The 24,060-nt window shown below is 58.4% G+C and carries 19 protein-coding genes; 9 read left to right on the forward strand and 10 right to left on the reverse strand.

Features of this window, described 5'->3' with window-relative positions:
- Positions 1–49 precede the first annotated feature (49 nt).
- Entirely contained in the window at positions 50–2,413 is a 2,364-nt protein-coding gene (locus L3068_RS06830; protein ID WP_147326918.1) for a glycoside hydrolase family 31 protein, read from the reverse strand.
- Between the two features lie 17 nt (positions 2,414–2,430).
- The gene (locus L3068_RS06835) at positions 2,431–3,732 is read right to left on the reverse strand and encodes an MFS transporter (protein ID WP_014883122.1); all 1,302 of its coding nucleotides are present in this window, start codon (positions 3,730–3,732) and stop codon (positions 2,431–2,433) included.
- A 288-nt stretch (positions 3,733–4,020) separates the two neighbouring features.
- Here L3068_RS06835 and L3068_RS06840 point away from each other — a divergent pair, with 288 nt between their 5' ends.
- Positions 4,021–5,094 carry a LacI family DNA-binding transcriptional regulator gene (locus L3068_RS06840; protein WP_023332477.1) on the forward strand — a complete coding sequence of 358 codons (1,074 nt, stop codon included), beginning with the start codon at positions 4,021–4,023 and terminating at the stop codon, positions 5,092–5,094.
- Here the strand turns inward: L3068_RS06840 and L3068_RS06845 are convergent.
- From L3068_RS06845 to L3068_RS06860, 4 genes are all read right to left on the reverse strand, one after another.
- Positions 5,091–6,347 (reverse strand): DUF1479 domain-containing protein, encoded by a 1,257-nt coding sequence (locus L3068_RS06845; RefSeq protein WP_023332478.1) that lies wholly within the window; start codon positions 6,345–6,347, stop codon positions 5,091–5,093. The two genes, L3068_RS06840 and L3068_RS06845, sit on opposite strands and share 4 nt — an antisense overlap.
- A 149-nt stretch (positions 6,348–6,496) precedes the next feature.
- Positions 6,497–7,312, reverse strand: a complete 816-nt coding sequence (locus tag L3068_RS06850) for a Cof-type HAD-IIB family hydrolase (RefSeq protein ID WP_117580604.1) — start codon at positions 7,310–7,312, stop codon at positions 6,497–6,499.
- 167 nt (positions 7,313–7,479) lie between these two features.
- Positions 7,480–9,912: a formate C-acetyltransferase/glycerol dehydratase family glycyl radical enzyme gene (locus tag L3068_RS06855; RefSeq protein ID WP_014883126.1), complete on the reverse strand. Its 2,433-nt coding sequence runs from the start codon at positions 9,910–9,912 to the stop codon at positions 7,480–7,482.
- 4 nt (positions 9,913–9,916) lie between these two features.
- Entirely contained in the window at positions 9,917–10,816 is a 900-nt protein-coding gene (locus L3068_RS06860) for a glycyl-radical enzyme activating protein (protein ID WP_014883127.1), read from the reverse strand.
- A 127-nt stretch (positions 10,817–10,943) separates the two neighbouring features.
- Here L3068_RS06860 and fsa point away from each other — a divergent pair, with 127 nt between their 5' ends.
- A complete protein-coding gene (fsa, locus tag L3068_RS06865; RefSeq protein ID WP_117580602.1) occupies positions 10,944–11,606 on the forward strand; it encodes a fructose-6-phosphate aldolase in 663 nt (220 codons plus the stop codon).
- An 89-nt stretch (positions 11,607–11,695) separates the two neighbouring features.
- On the opposite strand, the gene moeB is transcribed toward fsa, so the two are convergent.
- Complete coding sequence (gene moeB / locus L3068_RS06870; protein WP_117580600.1) at positions 11,696–12,448, reverse strand: molybdopterin-synthase adenylyltransferase MoeB; 753 nt, start codon at positions 12,446–12,448, stop codon at positions 11,696–11,698.
- Position 12,449: 1 nt separating this feature from the next.
- A complete protein-coding gene (gene moeA / locus L3068_RS06875; RefSeq protein WP_117580598.1) occupies positions 12,450–13,682 on the reverse strand; it encodes a molybdopterin molybdotransferase MoeA in 1,233 nt (410 codons plus the stop codon).
- A gap of 188 nt (positions 13,683–13,870) precedes the next feature.
- On the opposite strand from moeA, the gene iaaA reads away from it, so the two are divergent.
- Genes iaaA through gsiD form a run of 5 tightly spaced genes read left to right on the forward strand, consistent with a single transcriptional unit; the run spans position 13,871 to position 20,093 of the window.
- Positions 13,871–14,809, forward strand: coding sequence for a beta-aspartyl-peptidase (iaaA, locus tag L3068_RS06880; protein ID WP_117580706.1), 939 nt, complete (start codon positions 13,871–13,873; stop codon positions 14,807–14,809).
- Positions 14,810–14,820: 11 nt separating this feature from the next.
- The gene (gene gsiA / locus L3068_RS06885; protein ID WP_117580596.1) at positions 14,821–16,692 is read left to right on the forward strand and encodes a glutathione ABC transporter ATP-binding protein GsiA; all 1,872 of its coding nucleotides are present in this window, start codon (positions 14,821–14,823) and stop codon (positions 16,690–16,692) included.
- A 23-nt stretch (positions 16,693–16,715) separates the two neighbouring features.
- On the forward strand, positions 16,716–18,254 hold the full coding sequence (gene gsiB / locus L3068_RS06890) for a glutathione ABC transporter substrate-binding protein GsiB (protein ID WP_117580595.1): 1,539 nt from the start codon (positions 16,716–16,718) through the stop codon (positions 18,252–18,254).
- 5 nt (positions 18,255–18,259) lie between these two features.
- Positions 18,260–19,180: a glutathione ABC transporter permease GsiC gene (gene gsiC / locus L3068_RS06895; protein ID WP_014883134.1), complete on the forward strand. Its 921-nt coding sequence runs from the start codon at positions 18,260–18,262 to the stop codon at positions 19,178–19,180.
- A 1-nt stretch (position 19,181) separates the two neighbouring features.
- Complete coding sequence (gene gsiD / locus L3068_RS06900; protein ID WP_014883135.1) at positions 19,182–20,093, forward strand: glutathione ABC transporter permease GsiD; 912 nt, start codon at positions 19,182–19,184, stop codon at positions 20,091–20,093.
- 63 nt (positions 20,094–20,156) lie between these two features.
- Here the strand turns inward: gsiD and rimO are convergent, their stop codons facing one another.
- Positions 20,157–21,482, reverse strand: a complete 1,326-nt coding sequence (rimO, locus tag L3068_RS06905; RefSeq protein WP_045134211.1) for a 30S ribosomal protein S12 methylthiotransferase RimO — start codon at positions 21,480–21,482, stop codon at positions 20,157–20,159.
- Positions 21,483–21,698: 216 nt separating this feature from the next.
- Here rimO and bssR point away from each other — a divergent pair, with 216 nt between their 5' ends.
- Together bssR and L3068_RS06915 are read left to right on the forward strand one after the other, a co-directional pair.
- Complete coding sequence (bssR, locus tag L3068_RS06910) at positions 21,699–22,082, forward strand: biofilm formation regulator BssR (RefSeq protein WP_023332493.1); 384 nt, start codon at positions 21,699–21,701, stop codon at positions 22,080–22,082.
- 106 nt (positions 22,083–22,188) lie between these two features.
- The gene (locus tag L3068_RS06915; protein WP_023336979.1) at positions 22,189–23,307 is read left to right on the forward strand and encodes a PQQ-dependent sugar dehydrogenase; all 1,119 of its coding nucleotides are present in this window, start codon (positions 22,189–22,191) and stop codon (positions 23,305–23,307) included.
- Here L3068_RS06915 and L3068_RS06920 read toward each other — a convergent pair whose 3' ends face one another.
- A complete protein-coding gene (locus L3068_RS06920) occupies positions 23,308–23,934 on the reverse strand; it encodes a glutathione S-transferase family protein (protein WP_117580593.1) in 627 nt (208 codons plus the stop codon).
- Positions 23,935–24,060 lie beyond the last annotated feature (126 nt).

Raw genomic sequence — 24,060 nt, forward strand, 5'->3', positions numbered from 1 at the left:
CATTCCCTCTCCCTGTGGGAGAGGGTCAGGGTGAGGGCATCAGGCCGCACTACACCACCCAATCACACCTTTCTTCACCATTCACCAGCAGCTTACGTTTTTCCCCCGCCGGTAACGACACCTTCAGCGCGTTCCACGCCGGACGATAATCACCTCGTGCACTGATGTTCAGGTTGACGGTTGCCCCGTCGCACACCATTTCCCATGCCACCCACAGCGCATTGCCGTTCTGGTAGCCCCAGGACTCGCCGTCATCTTCAAACAGCAGGCCGGACGTGGTGCCGACGCCTTTCACCGGGAACAGCTTCAGCTCGCGGGTATCGTCTTTTTCGGCGCTCACGTGACGGATGCGCTCGCTGAGCGGCAGACCGGCACCGGCGCGCACCAGCAGCGGCAGTTTCTCCAGCGGCGCGTCGAGGACGATCGCTTGCCCGCCAGCGAACCATTCGTGAGTGTAGAAATCGTACCAGCCGGTTTCGTTATCCGGCAGCCAGACGTGGCGTTTACGCTGCCCGGCCTCGACGACGCTGGCGACAAGGAGGTCGCGGCCCAGCAGGAAGTCATCGCACTCTTCGAAGGTCCGCGCGTCGTGCTCGTGGTCGAGGAAGGTCGGGCGCAGCATCGGTTCGTCGTCGGCGTGCGCCTGCCAGAGCAGGGTGTAGAGATAGGGCAGCAGACGGTAGCGCAGCTCAATCGCACCGCGAATAGCGGGGGTGACGCCCGGGTACATCCACGGCTCGTTGACCGTGTGGTCATCGTTCCACGAGTGAATGGTAAAGCGCGGATGCATCACGCCGTTTTGCACCCAGCGCACGAACAGCTCGGCGTCTGGCTTGTCGCCGGAGAAACCGCCGACGTCGTGGCCGACGTTGAACAGCCCGGAGAGGCTCATGCCCAGCCCCATGCGGATGTTATAGCGCAGGGTATCCCAGTGAGTGCGGTTATCGCCGCTCCAGGTCTGGACGTAGCGCTGCATCCCGGCGCAGCCGGAGCGGGAAATGAGATACGGACGTTTTTCCGGCGCGAAACGCTGCTGCGCTTCCAGCGAGGCGCGCATCATCAGCAGCGGCATCACCGGGCGAATGTGTTTGATGGCAATCTCTTTGCCGAAGCCAAAACAGCGTGCTTCCCCGTCCCATACTTCATATTCGTTGTTATCGTTCCAGGTCGAGTCTATCCCCATCTCCAGCAGCTGCGTGGTCACGCCGTTCTGCCACCACTGCACCGTTTGCGGGTTGGTGAAATCGAGATGTGATCCTTCGTCATCCCAGAAGCTGGAACGTTCAGGTGCATCAGTTTCTGAGTCGCGAATGAACAGGCCACGTTCCGCCACTTCGTTATAGCGGGGATGATCCTGCAGCAGACACGGCTTGATGTTGGCGGCCAGCTTTAACCCGGCATCGTGGAACGCCTGGCTCATCACCTTCGGCTGCGGCACTTTGTCATGGTTCCAGTTAAAGACGTAGCGCTTGCCGTTAATGGAGGTATAGCCGGAGGAGAGCTGGAACGAGTCGCATGGAATCGCGTGTTCTTCACACAGGCGGATAAAGTTCATCAGCTGGTTTTGCGCGTCCGGCGCGTCGGTATAGTGCATGGTCGAGCCGCTGTAGCCCAGGCTCCATTTCGGTCCGAACAGCGTTTTCCCGGTCAGGCGCACGAAGGCTTTGGTGACGTCCAGTACGCGCTTGCCGGTAAAGATGTAGTAATCGATATCGCCCGCTTCCGCCTGCCAGCGCCGATAGGCGGTGTGGTAGTTGTCGATCTCGTTGCCCAGATCCAGCCAGCAGCTGCTCAGGTTATCGTAGAACAGGCCGTAGCTCACGTCGTCGCGACGGGTGAGGGTGAACGGAATGTGCTTGTACAGCGGGTCGGTGCTGGCGGCGTTGTAGCCCATCGCATCCAGGTTGCGCATCTCGTAGCGTTTACCGTTGCGCTGTAGATCGCCCGCTTTCTCGCCCAGCCCGTAGAAACGTTCGTCCTTGCGACGGCTCAGATAGTGCGCCACGCCGTCACCGTGGGCGTTCAGCAGGTACGCACTGGTCGGACGGTCATTGACCAGCGGCTGCCATTCGCCCGCGTCATTGCGGTAGTGCCACTCCAGCCACAGGGGCTGGTGGATGGTCACCCGAAGCTGCTCCGTCGCCACCGTCACGGTATTTTCCTGCCGCGTCAGCGTCCAGGCCGGGCAGGTAAAGCCACTGACATCGTCACGACGGCGACCTTCCCACGGCACGTCTTGCGCCGGGGCGATGCTCCAGGTGCGGTCCAGCGCCAGTTCACCTTTGCGTTTGATCAGCACGCGGAACAGGTTCTCTTCCAGCACATACAGGCACAGGCGGTGCTGGTTATCCACCAGCAGTTCCAGATGGTTTGCCGACTGCGTATCAACGGTCCAGTTTTTCAGGGTTTTCATATGCAATACATCCACTATCAGGCGCGCTTGGCGCGACGTTCAGCAATAAATGCTACCAGGAAGACAGCGCCAATCAGGTCAAAGAAGCCCATGGCAATAAAGAGCGGGTTAAAGCCGATTTTGTCGGCGGTCACACCGATTAACAGCGAGAACAGGAAGCTGGCGATCCACGCCGCCGAGCCGCGCATGCCGTTGACGGTCGCCATCTGGCCCTTATCAAACGACTCCACGACCAGGGCGCTGAGCATGCAGGAGATAATCTGGTGCCCAAAGCCGCCGATGGAGATCAGCACGATGGTGATATACGGGTCGCGGGTAATGGCGACAATGCCCAGAGAAATCATCAGAAACGCGCCGGTGACGGAGCTGGCGACGACCGAGTTAACGCGGGAGCAGCCGAACAGGCGGGTGTACAATCGCGTCAGGTAGCCACTTGCCACGCTGCCGAGGTCAGCGGCGAGGAACGGCAGCCAGGCGAACATCGCAATCTGCTTCAGGTCCATGCCGTGTTCTTTGGCGAGATACAGCGGCACCCAGAAGCTCAACACCGCCCAGGCCGGTTCCGCCATAAAGGCCGGGATGGCGATACCGTAGAAACGTTTGTTTTTCGAGACGGTTTTCAGCGCGGTCAGGAACGGCAGTTTGACCGCAGGCGGTTCGTTATCCTGCTTGATAAATGCCAGCTCATCCTTGCTCAGGTTCGGGTGCTGCTCCGGGTTGTGGTAGAACGCCCACCAGAGGATCACCCACAGCAGCGCCAGCACGCCGGTAAACATAAACGCACCCTGCCAGCCAAACGACGCGTGAGCAAAGTAGATAATTGGCGGGGCCAGCATCGCACCGATGGAGAAGCCCACGCCCGCCCAACCGGCGGCAACAGGACGTTCCGATTTCGGGAACCATTCACCGATGGTTTTGGCGTTCGCCGGGGTTGCGGCGGCCTCAGAGGCCCCCATAAAGAAGCGCAGGATAGCCAGGTGCAGCCAGCTTCCGGCCCCCGCGTGGAAGATACACATCAGCGCCCAGATCCCGGCGCAGACCATAAAGCCAATCTTCAGGCCGATGACGTCAATCAGCCAGCCGCACAGGGGCTGGAAAATGGTGTAGGCGATCTGGAATGCGCCGACGATCCAGGAGTATTGCTCGGTGGTGATCCCGAGGCTCTCTTTCAGTTCCGGCGCGAGGATCCCCAATGAGTTTCGGGTGATGTAGTTAACGGTGACGCCCAGTAAAAACAGCACCAGCACGTACCAGCGCAGGTTCTTGATGACGCGACGGGTTTTGCTTGTCGCAACGGTGTTATTGATGTCCTGACTCATTTTACTCTCCACAAGACGGACGCTAAGGGGACGGAGGTTCAGGTGTCACACAGATTGTTATGCCTTTGATTTCTATCCGTTTAGAATGCTTAAGTTGCTATACAACTAGTATGGAAGTTGTGTGACAAGTTCACCTTAAGGGAGAAAATGAGTGGGCAATAGTGGATTTTGTGCAAAGTTTCTCATAACGGGCGCAAACCCTCTGGCATGATGGTCGTTATGCCCGCTATTACCTGACAGATACGCTATGAAAATTTTTTCATTTCGCAAATGGAGCCAGATCACAAAATGGACAAAAGGCTAAAAATCACCGAAATCGCCGCCCGTACGCAACTCTCTATCAGTACCGTTTCCCGCGTGCTGGCGGGCAAAGCGAACACCAGCGAAAAAGCGCGTGCAAAGGTGCTGGCGTGCGCACGGGAGCTGGGGGTGATGGATGGCATGGCGGCGGGGCGTCTGCTGCTTAACAGCCTGGTGGTTTTTGCTCCCCAGCGAGCCTTTGACGAGCGGTCCGACATCTTTTACTACCGCGTGATCCAGAGCGTCAGCAAAGGGCTGGCTTCGCACGAGGTTCGGCTACGCTACTGTGCGCTGGAGGAGAACGACAGCGACGCACAGCTTTTTCTGGCACGCATGAACGAGCCGGATACCCAGGCAGCCATTCTGCTCGGTATTGACGATCCGCATATCCACGATCTGGCGGTGGACGTGGGGAAACCCTGCATGCTGATTAACTGCCGTGACCGCCACATGCGTCTGCCTGCCGTAGCGCCGGACCATCGCGCCATTGGCGAGCGGGCGGCGGAATACCTGTTCGAAATGGGACACCGCGACGTGATGAACGTGCTGTGCCTGCGCCGTTACACCATGGAGCTGCGCCTGGCAGGGATCCGCGACGCGTGGCACGCCCATAACCTGACGTTCAGCGACAAGCGCGATCTGCTGGTGGTGCCGAGCTTTAGCGCGCGCGAAACGGAACAGCTGGTTAGCGAGTGGCTTAACCAGCAGAAGGGAAAAGATCTGCCCACCGCGTTTTTGGTCGGCGGCGACTTTATGGCGGCGGGCACCATCAGCGCTTTGCAGAAACAGGGATTGCGGGTACCGCAGGACGTTTCCGTCATGAGCATCGACGGCTTTAATCTGGCGGCGATTCAGGATGTGCCCCTGACGGCAGTGCATGTCCCGCGTGATGAACTGGGAACGGAAGCGGTGCATATGCTCCAGCAGCGGCTGATGCGCCCTGACGCGCCGGTGGGAACCTTGCTGCTGAACGGCACGCTGACCGTGCGGGAATCGGTACGGCGGATACGTCAGGGGAAACGACGCACCGCCGTTGAGCGGGAAGGGCTGTACGACAGTTAAACCATACCCAGCGCGCGCTTGCCGTGGATGTTGAGATCGTTCACGGTAAAGCGGTCCTGCCAGCTTTTTTCATAATCTTCACGCGGGAAATCTCCCGGTGACGCACCGGTTTCCAGCGCTTCCTTCACCTTTTTCGCGTAGGCGAGGTTCTTCTCGCACATCGGCGCGGCAGGGATGTACATCACGTTGCCCCAGCCCTGCTGATTTTCCACCGGAGCGACGGAGTGGATCACATCGCAGTGCCACCACACGGAATCCCCTGCGTCCAGCGCCGGTATGCTGGTTAATGCTTCGATGAGCAGCGGGTGCCATTTTTCCGAAATCGGCAGCACGCGGCCCGGCGCGACGCCGCAGAGTTCGTCTTCCGGCACGTCTTCCAGCAGCGGACGCAGCAGAATGTAAGCCATCGCTTCCGGGATGGGCACCACGTGCAGCAGTCCCTGGCCGGGGATCATGTCCGACAGCGCCGTCCAGCCCTGGAAAGTACGGAACACCGAACACTTGGTGGTGTTATCCACGGTGTACTCTTCCACTTCGGTGCGGTGCGCGGCGTTCCACGGATCGTACTTATCAATATTGCCGTCAAACACGCGGGCAAACACCTGCTGATAGGCAGGCAGCAGCCAGCGCTCCAGCGCGCCGGAATCGGTGTGCGCGCCCAGCCCTTTAGAGGTGGTGCCCGGTGGGCGGCGGCGAATACGATCCGGATAAATCACGCTGACATCCGGATCGAACCACTGCTTGCCGTTGCTCTCGAATGTCCATAAACGGTTCAGGAACGACTGCACCTGCGCCATCTCTTCGCTCTGACGCGCCTGCATTTGCGCCTGCGACCAGTAGATCGGGTAAATCTCCGGACGAGAGGCGGTTAAGGTGCCGAAGAAGTTATCGCCCGGCCCTTTATACACCTCGTCAAACTTATTGAGATCGAGATAGTCGAGCATCGACTGATCCCACGCCAGCGCCTGTTCGCGCGGAAAATGACCTTTGATCACCGCGCAGCCCCGACGCTTAACCGCCTCGCGCTGTTCAGCGGTGATTGTGCCGTTTTTCACATCCGCGAACGGGATCGTCGGCCAGACGGGTTGGCCTTTATTCTTGAGGGCGTTGATCTCTGCCACGCGGGTGGCAATGTTGTCGCTGAGCTTGTCGAACACCGCCTGAACATCACCGATCTGGGCGCGTAGCTCGCGCTTCATCTGACGAATTGCCGCTTTGTGGTCCGCTGGCAAAGTTTCACTGGTAAAGGTCATAACTGCCTCGCATCTTTCATTCGAAAGTAAAAATATCTACAAGTGATACTTTAAGTTAAAAATAAGTTAATGCAAGTTTAAAAACTTGACGCAAGCCACAGGTCGGAAAAAGAGTGATAGGCCGGAGCGGGGCTCCGGCGGGAGAGAGATTAGGCGTCGAACGGGGAATGGTTATCGAGCACGGCCTGAATGACGTTCTGCGCGCCCTGGTGGTTGTTGTCGTCGGTGCTGTAGCGGGCGATCTGTTTGATGCTTTCTGCCGCGTTGTTCATCGCAAATGAGTATTTCACCAGCTTCAGCATCTCCGCGTCATTGCCGCTGTCGCCAATTGCCACGCACTGCTGCGGGGAGAGCTCCCAGCGCTTCAGCAGGCGGCTGATGCCGTTGGCTTTATGCAGGCCAGGAATAATCAAGTCCACAAACCCAAAGCCGCTGGTGACCGGTTTCATAATGCCGTCGAGAGAAACATGCAGCGCGTCGATCAGGTTCGGGATATCGCTGTCGGGCAGGTTCAGTGAGAACTTGAACAGCACATCGTCAATCTCGTGATAATCGCTGACGCGCGTTAAGCGATGGTAGTGCTTAGACATCAGCGCCACAAATTCGTCCGGGGCTTTATCGCTGACGTAAGCGCTCTCCAGTCCGCAGGCCACGAAGTTCAGCGCGTTATCTTTCAGCAATTCGCCAATGACGATCTGCGACTCATGGCGAGTCAGTTCGCCGTGGAAAACGTGTTCCCCGTGATCGAACACCAGCGCGCCGTTTTCCGCCACGAAGGAGATTCGATCTTTAAGCTCAGGGAAGAAGGAGATGAGCTGATAATACTGATTGCCGCTGGCGACAACGAATTCAATACCGCGGGCGTTAAGCTGCTCAAACTGTGCCTGGAAGCGGTCACGATCGTACTGCTTGGCATCATCAAGGAAAGTTCCGTCCATATCGGTGACGATAACTTTTACGGTCATACTGTGCTCCTGGGTCACTGCGTTTTGAAACATTCTAATAACAAGGTGACGGGGAGCACAAATTTAATTTCGAATGAAAGTCAGAAAGCCGGGTGGCGGCTTCGCCTTACCCGGCCTACGGGGGAGACAATGTAGGCCCGGTAAGCGCAGCGCCACCGGGCGTTTTTTTACAGCGTATGCTCGGTACGCGCAATAATATCGTCCTGTGCATCCGGCGACAGGGCGGTGAAGAACGCCGAGTAGCCCGCCACGCGTACCACTAAATCGCGGTACTGGTCAGGGTGTTTCTTCGCTTCCAGCAGCGTTTCGCGCGAGACGATGTTGTACTGAATATGCCAGCCTTTATGCACCTCGAAGAAAGTGCGCAGCAGCACCATCAGCTTCTGGCGATCGCTGTCGTTTTCCAGCGTCGACGGGTTCAGCTTCTGGTTCAGCAGCACGCCGCCCAGAATCGCCTCGGTAGGGAGTTTACCCACGGAGCCGATGACCGCCGTCGGGCCGAGGTGGTCGGTACCGGACGCCGGGCTTGCCCCTTCCGCCAGCGGGGTATGCGCCTTACGTCCGTCCGGAGTCGCCATCGTTGCCGCACCAAACGGCACGTTTGCGGAGATGGAGGAGGTGCCCGCGTAGTAGTTACCGCCAATCGGACCACGACCATAGCGCGGGTTGTGGTACTGCTTCAGCTCTTCAATGTAGGTCTGGTAAGCACGCGTCAGCAGCATATCCACGCTGTCGTCGTCGTTACCGTACTTTGGCGCGCCGTTGATCAGACGCTGACGCAGCTGCTCGTGGGTCAGCCCGTCGAAATCATCCGCCAGCGCCGCCGCCAGCTGCTGTTGACCGATGACGCCCTGTTCAAACACCAGCTTCTTCACCGCCGCCAGACTGTTGCCGAGGTTGGCGATACCCACCTGCAGGCCGGAAACCCAGTCATACTTCGCGCCGCCCTGCTTGATGCTTTTCGCGCGTTCGATGCAGTCGTCCACCAGCGCCGAGCAGAGAATATCGTGCACGTTCTCTTCCAGCATGGTGTCCACCACGTACTCAATTTCGATGGATTTGCGGGTGTAGTAGCGAATCTGCGTATCCCACGCCGCCATCACCTCCTCGAAGTTATCGAAGTTACCGGCAGAGAGCGCTTTTTCCTGCGGCAGGAATACCTTACCGCTGGTGGCGTCGCGGCCGCCTTCCAGCGCGGCGAGCATCACGCGGGCAAAGTTGATAAAGCTCATGCCGGTGCAGCGATAGCCCCACTTGCCGCCCACGGCGGTTTCGATACAGCCGATGGCCGCGTAGTCATAGGCGTCATCACGTTCAACGCCGAGCTTGATAAATTCCGGGATAACGATTTCATCGTTGTTGAACGCCGGCATCCCGAAGCCGCAGCGGATCACCTGTACGCAGGCGTCGAGGAAGTCGTTGCTCATGCCTGCGTGGTAACGCACGCTCAGGTTCGGCTGAGTGGAGCGCAGGCGACCGCAGGATTCCAGAATCGCGTAGGAGAGCGGGTTGACCGCGTCCATTGGCTCACCGTTGACCAGCTTCTGGCCGCCGATGGTGACGTTCTGGTACAGCGGGCTACCGGCAGAGGCCTTAGAGTGCGAGCCGGAGCGGATCTTGTTCACTTCCAGCAGCTTCAGCCAGCAGCTGTGCAGCAGCTCAATCGCGTGTTCGCGGTCGAGACTCTGGTTCAGCTCCACGTCGCGGCGGTAGAACGGATAGAGATACTGATCCATACGGGCAAACGACACGGAGTGACCGTTAGACTCAATCTGCAGGATCAGCTGAATGAAATAGCACAGCTGCAGCGCCTGCCAGAAGGTTTTTGGCGGCTCGTGGGCAATCACGTCGCAGTTTTCCGCCATTGCCAGCAGCTCGTCGCGGCGGCTTTCGCGGGTTTCCGTGGCCGCCATTTCGCGTGCCAGAGCGGCAAAACGTTTGATGTGCAGGCTCACCGCGTCCAGCACGATATCGATCGCTTTCAGGAACTGGTCGCCGTGCAGATCGTCCAGCACCGTCAGGTTGATACGCGAGCGGCGCTCGGCGACTTTAGCGCGCAGGCCGTCGAGACCTTTCTCCAGCACCAGCGGGAAGTTCACCGCCAGGTGCGCGTCGCCGGAGGTCATGTTGCCTTCGGCTTTGATAATACCGGTTTCCAGCAGGCCTTTTTGCTCGTCGGTGAACATGCCGTAGCAGCGATCCTGCACCGTCTGGCCGCGCCACCACGGGCAGATCGCATGCAGGACGCGCTTGTTCTCTTCGCTCACCGCAAAGCCCGCGCCCGGACGGTCCGCCAGATCGTCGATCTCTTTTTCAATCCAGGAGACGGTGTATTCCGGGAAGATAGGTGCGGCGCGAACTTCGCTTGCCTGGTTACCGATAATCAGCTCGTCGTGTTTGATCCAGATGGTACGCTCAGCCAGATGATGTGCCAGCGCCAGGGCGCGACGCACCGGGATCGGCTTGTCCATGTGCTGCTGGTACATTTCGGTGTAATGCTGCGCGCGCTCGGTACAGACCGGCGGCTTAACGATATGGACCAGCGCGGTTTTGTGCGCCTTGATGCGCTCGCTGAGGGTGTTGAGATTTAACGTTGTCATAGGTTTATCCTCGTAAGGTCGCGGTTAACCCTTTCTGGCAGGCGTACTGCTGCGCGAAGTCCAGCAGGGCAGGGTTATCCAGCGGTTTGTCAGGGGCAGAGTAGGGTTGGCCAAGCAGGGTGTATTTGTTCATGCCCAGCGTGTGATACGGCAGAAAATGAATATCATCGACGCCAAGTTCATCGGCGGCGAAGTTGGTAATGGCGGTTACGGACGCTTCATCGGCATTGAAGCCCTGAATCAGCGGTACGCGAATGGTGATTTTTTTCCCGGCAGCGGCAAGGCGCTTCAGGTTATCGAGGATCCGTTTGGCCGAGCCGTCCGTCCACTGTTTGAACACCTCAGGATCGACGTGTTTCAGGTCGGCGAGGAACAGATCGACGTACGGTAATGAAGGCTCGATATAGTGCCACGGCACGTGAAGACAGGTTTCAACGGCGGTGTGGATCCCCTGTTCGTGGCTGGCTTTAAACAGCGCGTGCGCCAGCTCCGGGTTCATAAACGGCTCGCCGCCGGAAAGCGTAATACCGCCGCCGCTGCGGTCGTAAAAGGGCTTATCGCGCAGCACGGTTGCCATGATCTCGCCCACCTGCTGTTCTTCACCGCATACGGTCAGCGCCTGCGTCGGGCAGCAGTCGGTGAGGGCGTTGAGCGTCTCTTCACGCAATTTTTCACGGTGGATGACGAGACCATTCAGCGCGCGTTCGATACAGCCCGGCGCCGCCTGCTGACACAGGTCGCAGCCGTCAAGGCACAGGCGCGCATCAAACAGCACGTCCCGGCTACGGGAACGGCTTTCCGGGTTCTGGCACCAGCGACAGCCCAGCGAGCAGCCTTTCAGGAACACCACGGTACGAATACCGGGGCCATCGTGGGTGGAGTAACGCTGAATATTGAAGATCATGTTTTTACCCTCATGTTGCATATGAAGATTAAATGACTTTCGAATGAAAGTTATCTTGATGCAGGTCAACTCCTGAGCAGGTTTTCATGTGATAGGTTAAGTGCAGGCTAATTTTGAGGGTGACATCATGGAACTTTATCTCGACACATCAGACGTTGCGGCAGTCAAAAAGCTGGCGCGTATCTTCCCGCTGGCGGGCGTGACCACCAACCCAAGCATTGTGGCGGCAGGTAAAACGCCGCTGGATGAGCTTCTGCCCGCGCTGCACGACGCGATGGGCGGTAAAGGCCGTCTGTTCGCGCAGGTGATGGCGACGACCGCTGAAGGTATGGTGGAAGACGCGCGTAAGCTGCGCGCGATGATTAACGACCTGGTGGTGAAATTGCCGGTAACTGCCGAAGGGCTGGCAGCCATCAAGATGCTGAAAGCGGAAGGCATTCCGACGCTGGGCACGGCGGTGTACGGCGCGGCCCAGGGTATGCTCTGCGCGCTGGCAGGAGCAGAGTATGTCGCGCCATACGTGAACCGCGTGGACGCGCAGGGCGGGGACGGTATCCAGACCGTGGTTGAGCTGCAACAGCTGCTGACGCTGCACGCCCCGCAATCAAAAGTGCTGGCCGCGAGCTTTAAGACCCCACGTCAGGCGCTGGACTGCCTGCTGGCAGGATGCGAGTCCATCACGCTGCCGCTGGACGTGGCGCAGCAGTTTATTACCTCTCCTGCGGTAGACGCAGCGATTGTGAAGTTTGAGCAGGACTGGCAGGGGGCGTTTGGTCGGACGTCGATTTGACGGGTGCGGCCTGATGCCCTCACCCCAACCCTCTCCCACAGGGAGAGGGAGCAAACACTAAAACGGCAACCTGAAGGTTGCCGTTTGCTTTAACCTCCACAAACCTCACACCCCGGATTACGCATCAGCTTCATCTCGCGGAACTGGCAGGTCATCGCGTCAAACATCACGATTTTTCCTGCGGCAGGCGTACCGTAATGTGCCAGCACTTTAATCGCTTCCATCGCCTGCAGCGACCCAATCACGCCGACGAGCGGCGCCATCACGCCCGCCTCAACGCAGGTTAGCGCATTCTCACCAAACAGACGGCTCAGACAGCGGTAGCAGGGGGCCCCCTCCGCATAGGTGAAGACGCTGATCTGCCCCTCCATGCGGATCGCCGCACCGGAGACCAGCGGGGTTTTGTGGGCAAAACAGCCTGCATTAAGCTGGTTACGAACGGCGACGTTATCGGTGCAGTCGAGCACCAGATCGTGCTGCGCAATCTGCGCAAATAACGCCTCGTCATCCAGCATCGCGTCAAGCAGGGTGAACTGAACGTTGGGGTTGATGCGCGCCAGGGCAGCCCGGGCGGATTCCACTTTTGGCTCGCCAATGGTCGCGTCGCTGTGCAGCGTCTGGCGCTGGAGATTAGACACCGATACGGTATCAAAATCCAGCAGCGTCATCCTGCCCACGCCCGCCGCGGCCAGGTATTGCGCGGCGGCGCAGCCGAGCCCGCCGAGGCCAACAACCAGCACGCTGGCCGCCTTGAGTGCTTCCTGTCCCTCGAAATCAAATCCGCGCAGGACAATCTGGCGGTTGTAGCGCATCATCTCCTGGTCGCTCAGTTCCACCATCATGTCAGCCTCCGAACAGGTGGTTGAAGCGCTCTACCTCAACCCATTCACCCGCTTCCACGTTGCCGCGCTCGCGCTCCAGCACGATAAAGCAGTTGCCCAGGCTGAAGGAGCTGAAAATGTGCGAACCCTGGTGCCCGGTCGTGCTGACTTCCAGCTCACCGTGCGCGTTATGCGCCAGAATGCCGCGCTGGAAATCAAGCCGACCCGGCGATTTTTTCAGGCGCGTCGCGGCGCGCACGCGCAGGCGTTCCGGCAGCGGGCTGGCGGCGTTGCCGGAAAGCTTCGCCAGCAGCGGGATCACCAGCTGGTAAAAGGTGAGTGCCGCTGAGACCGGGTTACCCGGCAGACCGCAGAAGCAGCTGTGCGGAAGCTTGCCAAACGCGAACGGTTTGCCCGGTTTGATTGCCAGCTTCCAGAAGGCGATTTCGCCCAGCTCTTCAAGAAGGGTTTTGGTGTAATCCGCTTCTCCCACGGAGACGCCGCCGGAGCTGATGACCACATCGGCGGATTTATCCGCCTCAATAAATGCCGCGCGCAGTTTTTCCGGATCGTCAGGAATGATGCCGAGATTAATCACTTCGCAGCCCAGCTGCTCCAGCATCAGGTGGACTGCCAGCCGGTTGGTGTCGTAAATCTGACCGTCCTGCAGCGGCTGGCCCGGAAGCTGCAGCTCGTCACCGGTGGAGAACACCGCGACGCGCACTTTCCGGATAACGTCAATGTCCGCGATGCCGAGCGAGGCCAGCACCGGCAGCTCCGCCACCGTCAGTTTCTGCCCGGCGGCAAAGACCGTTGCGCCAAGGGTAATGTCCTCGCCGGTACGGCGGATGTTCTGGCCCGCTTTGACGCTGGCGGTAAAACGCACGCCGTCGTCCGTCTGTTCGGTTTCTTCCTGCATCACCACGGCATCGCAGCCTGGCGGAACCGGCGCGCCGGTCATGATCCGCACGCAGGTGCCCACAGGCCATTCACCGCTAAACGGCTGACCGGCAAAGGCTTTACCCGCCACCGGCAGGGCGTTGCCCGTCTGGAGGTCCGCCAGGCGTACCGCGTAACCGTCCATCGCGGAATTATCGAACCCCGGTACGTTAAGCGGAGAGACGATATCGCGCGCGGCGATTCGGCCAAAACAGCGCACGAGGGGCAGCGTTTCGACGTCTTGCAGCGGGGAAAGTCGGTCAAGCATCTGCGTGAGTGCCGTCTCAAGCGGCATCAGTCCGGCGGTAAAATCCATGGTGGGCTCCTGAGGAGTAACAACGAAAGCGTCCATTATGGCAGAAAAGTGCGGCTAACTGTATGACCCGATGGGTGTACGCTTTACATCACAGTTGCGTCTTTCTATATTCAAAAATCATCTGAAGTTTCATCGACGATAATGATATTTATAGAAAAAGCCGCGAATCAGGCTAACGGGTGATGCGAATGGTTAATGCGGTAATCGCAATTCATGGTGGCGCAGGGGCAATCACCCGTGCACAGCTCAGTCCTGAGCAGGAAAAGCGTTATATTGACGCGCTGTACGCCATTGTTGAAACAGGTCAAAAAATGCTGGAAGCGGGCGAGAGCGCGCTGGATGTGGTCACCGAGGCGGTGCGTCTGCTGGAGGAGTGTCCGCTCTTTAATGCAGGTATCGGTTCAGTCTTTACCCGGGATGAAACCCACGAGCTGGATGCCTGCGTGATGGACGGCGTCACCCTTAAGGCAGGCGCCGTGGCGGGAGTGAGTCATCTGCGTAATCCGGTGCTGGCGGCGCGTCTGGTGATGGAAGAGAGTCCGCACGTTCTGCTGACGGGCGCCGGGGCGGAGAAATTTGCCCGTGAGCACGGAATGGAACCGGTATCGTCCGATCTTTTTTCCACGGAGGAGCGCTATCAGCAACTGCTGGAAGCCCGTTCAGCGGGCATGACGCAGCTTGACCATACTGCGCCGCTGGATGAAACCACCAAAATGGGCACGGTCGGCGCGGTGGCGCTGGATAAGGCCGGCAACCTCGCGGCGGCGACCTCAACGGGCGGCATGACCAACAAGCTGCCCGGCCGCGTCGGCGACAGCCCGCTGCCGGGCGCCGGCTGCTATGCCAATAACGCCACGGCGGCGGTGTCGTGTACCGGCACCGGGGAAGTGTTTATTCGCGCCCTCGCGGCCTACGACATCACCGCGCTGATGGATTACGGCGGTTTAAGCCTGAGCGAGGCCTGCGAGCGCGTGGTGATGGAAAAATTACCTGCCCTGGGCGGCGTCGGCGGCCTAATTGCCGTGGACCGTGAGGGCAACGTGGCCCTGCCGTTTAACAGCGAAGGGATGTATCGCGCCTGGGGTTACGCCGGTGATGAACCGAGCACGGGCATCTATCGTGAATAAGGGGGCCGCGCGTGCCGCACAGTGAAGAGCTGGACAACGGCGAAGTACTGGCTGTCCATCAGCTGAATATTGCGTTTCAGGAAGAGCGGCAGTTCATCCCTGCAGTAGAAAATTTATCGTTCTCGCTCAGACGCGGCGAGACGCTGGCGATTGTTGGCGAATCCGGTTCCGGTAAATCGGTCACCGCGCTGGCGCTGATGCGTCTGCTGGAACAGACGGGCGGGCAAATCAGCAGCGAGAAGATGCTCCTGCGCCGCCGTAATCGTCAGGTCATTGATTTAAACGAGCTGAGCGGCGCGCAGATGCAGGGCGTGCGCGGGGCAGATATTGCGATGATCTTTCAGGAGCCGATGACTTCGCTTAACCCGGTTTTCCCGGTAGGGGAACAGATTGCCGAGTCCATCCGGCTGCACCAGGGGCTAAGCGGCGATGAGGCGCTCAACGAAGCCAGAAGGATGCTGGAGCTGGTGCGCATTCCCGAGGCGCAGGCCATTCTGGGACGTTACCCGCATCAGCTTTCCGGCGGTATGCGCCAGCGGGTGATGATTGCCATGGCGCTCTCCTGCCGTCCGGCGGTACTGATTGCGGATGAACCGACAACGGCGCTGGACGTGACGATTCAGGCGCAGATCCTGCAGCTTATCAAAGTGCTGCAGCAAGAGATGGAGATGGGGGTAATATTTATCACCCACGATATGGGCGTGGTGGCTGACATCGCCGACCGGGTGCTGGTGATGCACAAGGGCAATGCGGTGGAAACCGGCACGGTCGAACAGATTTTTCATGCCCCTGTGCATCCTTATACTAAAGCGCTGCTGGCGGCGGTGCCGCGTCTTGGCGCGATGAACGGCAGCGACCTGCCGCGTCGTTTTCCGCTGATTTCCCTTGAAGCGACAGGGCAGCAGGAGGATGAACGCGAGCAGGATACCGTGGTGCCGGGCAAACCCATTCTTGAAGTGCGCGACCTGGTGACCCGTTTTCCGCTGCGCAGCGGGATTTTCAATCGCCTGAAGCGCGAAGTCCACGCGGTCGAAAACGTCAGTTTCGATTTATGGCCGGGCGAAACGCTGGCGCTGGTGGGGGAGTCCGGCTGCGGGAAATCCACCACCGGACGCGCACTGCTTCGGCTGGTGGAGACGCAGGAAGGGACAATCACCTTTAACGGCGAACGAATCGACACCCTGCCAGACAACAAATTACAGGCGGTACGCCGGGATATTCAGTTTATTTTCCAGGATCCGTATGCCTCCCTCGACCCGCGCCATACGGTGGGATACTCCATTATGGAGCCGCTGCGGGTGCATAATCTGCTCGACGGCGAAGCAGCGCAGCGTCGCGTGGCCTGGCTGCTGGAGCGCGTCGGCCTCAAGCCGGAACATGCCTGGCGTTATCCGCATGAGTTTTCCGGCGGGCAGCGGCAGCGTATCTGCATTGCCCGTGCGCTGGCGCTGAACCCGAAAGTGGTGATTGCGGATGAATCCGTTTCAGCGCTGGATGTCTCAATCCGGGCGCAAATCATCAACTTATTGCTCGATTTACAGCGGGATATGGGCATCGCTTTCCTGTTTATCTCGCACGATATGGCGGTGGTCGAGCGCATCAGCCATCGCGTGGCGGTGATGTTCATGGGGCAAATCGTGGAGATAGGTCCGCGAAAGGCAGTGTTTGAGAACCCGCAACATCCTTACACTCGCAAGCTTATCGCGGCGGTACCGGTTGCTGACCCCGCGCATCGTCACGGCCAGCGCGTGCTGCTGCAGGATGAAATGCCGAGCAATATTCGCAAACGCGGCGAGGCCGTTGAGCGCGTGACGCTGCGCGAAGTCGGGCCGGGTCATTTCGTCGCTCCCCCGCGTCAGGACAATGCGTTTTCGCGGTTATAACTTACAACAGGCAGGAGAACACAATGGTTACTTTTGTAGCGCGTAGATGGTTGTTAGCCGCGAGCGTGACGGCAGCCCTGGCCGCTGCCCCCGCGTTCGCTGCCAAAGATGTGGTGGTTGCTGTCGGCTCCAACTTCACCACGCTGGATCCGTATGACGCCAACGATACGCTTTCCCAGGCGGTGGCGAAATCGTTCTATCAGGGGCTGTTCGGCCTGGATAACGAGATGAAGCTCAAAAATGTTCTGGCGCAGGGGTATACCGTCTCCGACGACGGTCTGGTCTATACCATCAAGCTTCGTTCCGGCGTGAAGTTCCAGGACGGTACCGATTTCAATGCGGAGGCGGTAAAGGTCAACCTTGACCGTGCCAGCAACCCGGAAAACAGCCTGAAGCGCTATAACCTTTATAAAAACATCGCCAGCACCGAGGCGGTGGATCCGACGACGGTCAAAATCACGCTGAAAGCGCCATTCTCGGCGTTTATCAATATACTGGCGCACCCGGCAACGGCGATGATCTCGCCTGCCGCGTTGAAAAAGTACGGCAAGGAGATTGGCTTCCACCCGGTCGGTACCGGCCCGTACGAGCTGCTCACCTGGAACCAGACCGATTTTGTGAAGGTGAAGAAATTCCCAGGGTACTGGCAGAAAGGGCTGCCGAAGCTGGACACCATCACCTGGCGTCCGGTGGTGGATAACAATACCCGCGCAGCGATGCTGCAAACGGGTGAGGCGCAGTTTGCTTTCCCCATCCCGTATGAGCAGGCCGCTATTCTGCAGAAAAACAGCAAGCTGGAGCTGGTGGCCAGTCCGTCAATCATGCAGCGCTATATCAGCATGAACGTCACGCAGAAGCCGTTTGATAACCCAAAGGTACGTGAAGCGATCAACTATGCGATTAACCGTCAGGCGCTGGTGAAGGTCGCTTTTGCGGGCTATGCCACCCCGGCGACCGGCGTGCTGCCTCCGGCCATTGCCTATGCGCAAAGCTATCAGCCGTGGCCGTACGATCCGGCTAAAGCGCGCGAGCTGCTCAAAGAGGCGGGCTTCCCGAACGGTTTCAGCACCACGCTGTGGTCGTCGCACAATCACAGTACCGCCCAGAAGGTACTGCAGTTCACCCAGCAGCAGCTGGCGCAGGTGGGCATCAAGGTGCAGGTCACCGCGATGGATGCCGGTCAGCGGGCCGCCGAGGTCGAGGGGAAAGGGCAGAAAGAGAGCGGCGTGCGGATGTTCTATACCGGCTGGTCGGCGTCGACCGGTGAAGCCGACTGGGCGCTTGCACCGCTGTTTGCTTCGCAAAACCGGCCGCCAACCCTGTTTAACACCGCGTTTTACAGCAATCCGCAGGTGGACAACGATCTGGCCGATGCCCTGAAAACCACTAAACCGGAAGAGAAAGCGCGCCTCTACAAAGACGCCCAGGACCTTATCTGGAAAGAGTCGCCGTGGGTACCGCTGGTGGTGGAGAAACTGGTTTCAGCCCATAACAGAGCGCTGACCGGATTCTACATCATGCCGGATACGGGCTTTAGCTTTGACGATGCGGATTTAAAATAACACTCATGCTGAATTATGTTTGTAAACGCTTGCTTGGGCTTATCCCGACGCTGCTGATTGTGGCGATACTGGTATTTTTGTTTGTGCATATGCTGCCGGGCGATCCGGCGCGTCTGGTTGCCGGGCCGGAAGCAGATGCCGCCGTCATTGAGCTGGTGCGCAAGCAGCTGGGCCTGGATCAGCCACTGTATATGCAGTTTCTTCATTACATTTGCAACGTTCTGCAGGGCGATTTTGGCATCTCGATGGTGTCGCGTCGTCCGGTAGCGGAGGAAATCGCCAGCCGCTTTATGCCCACGTTCTGGCTAACGATTGCCAGTATGAGCTGGGCAGTGGTGTTTGGGCTGGGCGCCGGGATTGTTGCGGCGGTCTGGCGCAACCGCTGGCCGGATAAGCTCGGTATGGCGCTGGCGGTCACCGGTATCTCTTTTCCGGCGTTCGCGCTGGGGATGCTGCTGATGCAAATCTTCTCCGTTGAGCTGGGCTGGCTGCCGACCGTTGGGGCCGATACCTGGAAGCATTACATTCTGCCCTCTATGACGCTGGGGGCTGCCGTCTCGGCGGTAATGGCCCGCTTTACCCGCGCCTCCTTCGTTGACGTGCTGAGTGAAGATTATATTCGCACCGCGCGGGCGAAAGGGGTCAGCGAGAAGTGGGTCATTCTTAAGCACGGGTTTCGTAATGCGATGATCCCGGTGGTGACGATGATGGGACTGCAGTTTGGCTTTCTGCTGGGCGGCTCTATCGTCGTGGAAAAGGTCTTCAACTGGCCGGGGCTGGGGCGTCTGCTGGTCGATTCGGTCGAGATGCGCGACTACCCGGTAATTCAGGCGGAAGTCCTGCTTTTCTCCCTGGAGTTTATTCTTATCAATTTAGTGGTGGATGTGCTCTACGCCGCCATTAACCCGGCCATCAGGTATAAGTAAAATGCGATTGTTGAACTGGCGACGTCAGGCCGTTTTAAACGCTATGCCGGGGCTGAAACCGGAGCATATCCGCACGCCATGGTCGGAATTCTGGCGGCGTTTTCGCCGTCAGCCGGTCGCCATGACGGCGGGGCTGTTTGTGCTGCTGCTGATTGCGGTGGCGATCGTTGCACCCTGGGTGGCGCCGTTTGATGCGGAAAACTATTTTGACTACGACCGCCTGAACGATGGGCCGTCCATGCTCCACTGGTTCGGCGTGGATTCCCTTGGGCGCGATATCTTCAGCCGCGTGCTGGTGGGGGCGCAAATCTCGCTTGCCGCCGGGGTGTTTGCGGTACTGATCGGCGCGGCAATCGGTACCGTGCTGGGTCTCGTCGCCGGATATTACGAAGGCTGGTGGGACCGCATCATCATGCGAATCTGCGACGTGCTGTTTGCCTTCCCCGGTATTCTGCTGGCCATTGCCGTGGTGGCCATTATGGGCAGCGGCATGGCGAACGTGATTATTGCCGTTGCGGTATTTTCGATTCCCGCCTTTGCCCGACTTGTGCGCGGCAACACGCTGGTGCTGAAACAGCAGACGTTTATCGAGTCCGCCCGCAGCATGGGGGCCAGCGATGCCACCATTCTGTTCAGCCATATTCTGCCGGGAACGGTGTCGTCTATTGTGGTCTATTTCACCATGCGCATCGGCGTGTCGATTATTTCTGCGGCCAGCCTGTCGTTTCTGGGGTTAGGCGCACAGCCACCGACGCCGGAGTGGGGCGCGATGCTGAACGAGGCGAGGGCAGATATGGTGATTGCGCCGCACGTGGCGATCTTCCCGAGTCTGGCGATTTTCCTGACCGTGCTGGCGTTTAACCTGCTGGGGGACGGGCTGCGCGACGCGCTGGATCCGAGGATTAAGGGGTAGGGCAGTGGAATGTGCCGGGTGGCGGCTACGCCTTACCCGGCCTGGAAATGAGGTGCAGTGCGATTAAACCCGGCTACCCCACAGGTCATATTCGTCCGCGTTTTCAACCTTCACGCGAATAATATCACCCGGCTTAACGCGAGTTTCGCCGTTCAGGTACACCGCGCCGTCGATTTCAGGGGCATCTGCCATGCTGCGGCCAATTGCGCCTTCTTCGTCCACTTCGTCAATGATAACCATGATCTCACGGCCCACTTTCTCCTGCAGACGTTCAGCAGAGATCTGCTGTTGCAGCTGCATAAAGCGGTTCCAGCGCTCTTCTTTCACCTCTTCCGGCACCTGATCCGCCAGTTCGTTGGCTGTTGCGCCTTCAACCGGGCTGTACTTGAAGCAGCCTACGCGGTCCAGACGCGCTTCTTTCAGGAAATCGAGCAGCATCTGGAAATCTTCTTCGGTTTCACCCGGGAAGCCGACGATGAAGGTTGAGCGCAGGGTCAGATCCGGGCAGATTTCGCGCCACTGTTTAATGCGTGCCAGCTGACGGTCAACGGAGCCAGGACGCTTCATCAGCTTCAGGATACGCGGACTGGCGTGCTGCAGCGGGATGTCCAGATACGGCAGGATTTTGCCTTCCGCCATCAACGGAATGACGTCGTCAACGTGCGGATATGGGTAGACGTAATGCAGACGCGTCCAGATCCCCAGCTTCGCGAGCTGCTCGCACAGGCCCACCATGCTGGTTTTCACCGGCTCGCCGTTGTGGAAACCGGAACGGTGCTTCACGTCTACGCCGTAAGCAGAGGTATCCTGGGAAATCACCAGCAGTTCTTTCACGCCAGCATCGGCCAGACGTTTAGCTTCCGCCAGCACGTCGCCAATCGGACGACTCACCAGATCGCCACGCATGGACGGGATGATGCAGAAGGTGCAGCGATGGTTGCAGCCTTCGGAAATTTTCAGGTAAGCGTAGTGACGCGGCGTCAGCTTCACGCCCTGTTCCGGCACCAGGCTCAGGAACGGATTGTGCTTTGGTTTTGGCACGTAGTGATGAACATGTTCCAGCACCTGCTCGTAACTGTGCGGGCCAGTGATCTCCAGCACCTTCGGATGCACTTCGCGGATCTGGTCCTCTTTCGCGCCCAGACAGCCGGTCACAATGACTTTGCCGTTTTCCGTCAGGGCTTCACCGATGGCTTCCAGGGACTCCTGAACCGCGCTGTCGATAAACCCGCAGGTGTTCACAATCACCATATCGGCGTTGTCGTAGCTTGGCACCACGTCATAGCCTTCGGTACGAAGTTCGGTCAGGATGCGTTCGGAATCCACCAGGTTTTTCGGGCAGCCGAGGGAGACGAAGCCGATTTTCGGCGGGTGCGTAACATTGCTCATAGGTTAAAAATTCATCAATTATGGAGTTATCAGGGCGGGATTTTACAGCGTATCGCGTGGGATTTATACACTCTTTGCAAGCGGGATGTGCCGGGCAGAGGTTGTAACATTGTAAATAATGTTAATCAGTTAAGAATAATTGATCTCAGGCATTAAACTGTACAAAAAATGAACTTATTCTGACTGTGCAACATGGCTGACAGAGGAGGAAATAGTATGTCCGTTGACAGACTGAAACGCGATCTGCTTAACAAGCTGATCAACGCCCGAATCGACCTGGCCGCTTATCTGCAGCTCAGGAAGGCCAAAGGCTATATGTCAGTCAGCGAAAGCGAACATCTGCGTGATAATCTGTTTGAACTTTGCAATTTCATGCGTGAAAAAGCACCGATCCTGAGGGCGGAATACGATGAATGCGAGTTAATGGCGCTGCGTCGTGCCGCTGAGGTGCTCTCCATTGCTGGGGTATGTTTGATGAACGGACGCCACGACTGCCCGAATTTTATCGCTGTGAACGCGGAGAAGCTTGAAAACTGCCTGACAACGCTCTCTCTATGCATCATGTGTCTGTCCGAGCACGAGAAGCTTGAGCAACACTGAGCCCGGGGGAGGCAACTCCCCCTTCTGATTAAGCTTTTGTAAAAGTGGTAACGCGCCCGGAGGTACTGGCTAATCTTTATGCCATATGCCGAAAAAGGAGCGCGTCATGCCACGGTCCTCGTTGATTTTCCTTCCTGCGTTGTGCTTTTCCTTTTCACTTCTTGCGGCGCCAGAGGCGGTGAAGGTCGAGGTGCTGCAAAACCGACTCGATCACCCCTGGTCGATGGCGTTCCTGCCGGACAATAAAGGGCTTCTGGTGACCCTCAAGGGCGGGCAGCTCAAACACTGGCAGGCTGGAAAAGGGCTTTCCGATCCCATTGTCGGCGTTCCGAAGGTCTGGGCGAACGGTCAGGGAGGATTGCTGGACGTGGTGCTGGCGCCTGATTTTGCAACGTCGCGCCGCGTCTGGCTGAGTTACGCCGAAGCAGGGCATGACGGCAAAGCCGGAACGACGGTGGGTTATGGCCGCTTAAGCGACGATCTTTCCCGCATCGAGGCATTCCAGGTCGTGTTTCGCCAGATGCCGAAACTCTCTACCGGTAACCATTTTGGCGGACGGCTGGTGTTTGACGGCAAAGGCTACCTCTTTATCGGACTCGGCGAGAACAACCAGCGCCCGACGGCGCAGGACCTGGACAAACTGCAGGGGAAAGTGGTGCGCCTGACCGAGGACGGTAAAGTGCCTGCGGATAACCCCTTTGTGAACACCGCCGGCGCACGGCCGGAAATCTGGTCTTATGGCATTCGCAACCCGCAGGGAATGGCGATGAATCCGTGGAGCGACACGCTCTGGCTGAACGAACATGGCCCGCGCGGCGGGGATGAAATCAATATCCCGGAGAAAGGCAAAAATTACGGCTGGCCGCTGGCAACACACGGCATTAATTACAGTGGCCTGAAAATCCCCGAAGCCAAAGGTGAACACGTCGAGGGAACCGAGAAGCCGCTGTTTGTCTGGAAAGTCTCGCCCGCGGTCAGCGGCATGGCGTTCTACAACAGTGACGTTTTTCCGCAGTGGAAAAACAAACTGTTTATTGGGGCGCTAAAGGAGAAAGACGTTATCGTCCTGAGCGTGGAGGGCAACAAGGTCACGGAGGACGGGCGCATCCTGGGCGATCGAGATCAACGTATTCGCGATGTGCGGGTGGGGCCGGACGGGTATCTGTATGTGCTCACCGATGAAACGGACGGGCAACTGCTAAAAGTCAGCCCGTCCGGTGCGTAATCAGGTGACCGGGGTCATCACGACGTTACGGTACGCCGGACGCTCGCTCAGTTGCTTGAGCCAGCGTTCAAGGTGAGGGCGCGGCGTCCAGTTCAGCCCCATATTGGTCAGGTTCCAGACAAACGGCGCCACGGCAATATCCCCCACGCCGAACGTCTCGCCGGAGAACCAGGCGCGCTTCGCCAGTTCGTCATCCATCATGGCAAACAGGTTTTCACAGGAATCCTGAGCGGCATGAATAGCAGGATAGTCGCGCTCGGCCTCGGGGGTTCTCACCAGTCCCATCAGGATAACCCGGTGAACAGGAGAGAACGTCTGGTTTGCCCAGTCCATCCACTTTTCACCCTGGGCGCGCTGCGCCGGGTTTTCAACCCACAGGCGGCCAAGACCGTACTGGGCGGCGAGGTAGCGCACAATGGTGTTAGATTCCCAAAGCGTTGCGTCTGTTTCGTCATCGCGCAGCAGCGGCACCAGGCCGTTCGGGTTCATCGCCAGATAGTCGGCCTCTCTGTTTACCCCGTATGCCATGCCAGCCATAATTTGATTAAACGGTAAATCCAGCTCTTCCAGCGTCCAGAGCACTTTCTTCACGTTGGTCGAATTGTTCCTGCCCCACAGCGTAATCATATTTACTCCTGATGAGTTGTGAATCCGGGTCACCTTTTTCGCCATGGTGAGATAAACCTAACAATTACGCAACAGAAGACAAAAAAATCGCCTGAATCAAAGCGTAAATGAATGTTATTGCATAAA

The sequence above is a fragment of the Enterobacter cloacae complex sp. ECL414 genome (assembly GCF_021869685.1).
Taxonomy (GTDB): domain Bacteria; phylum Pseudomonadota; class Gammaproteobacteria; order Enterobacterales; family Enterobacteriaceae; genus Enterobacter; species Enterobacter kobei.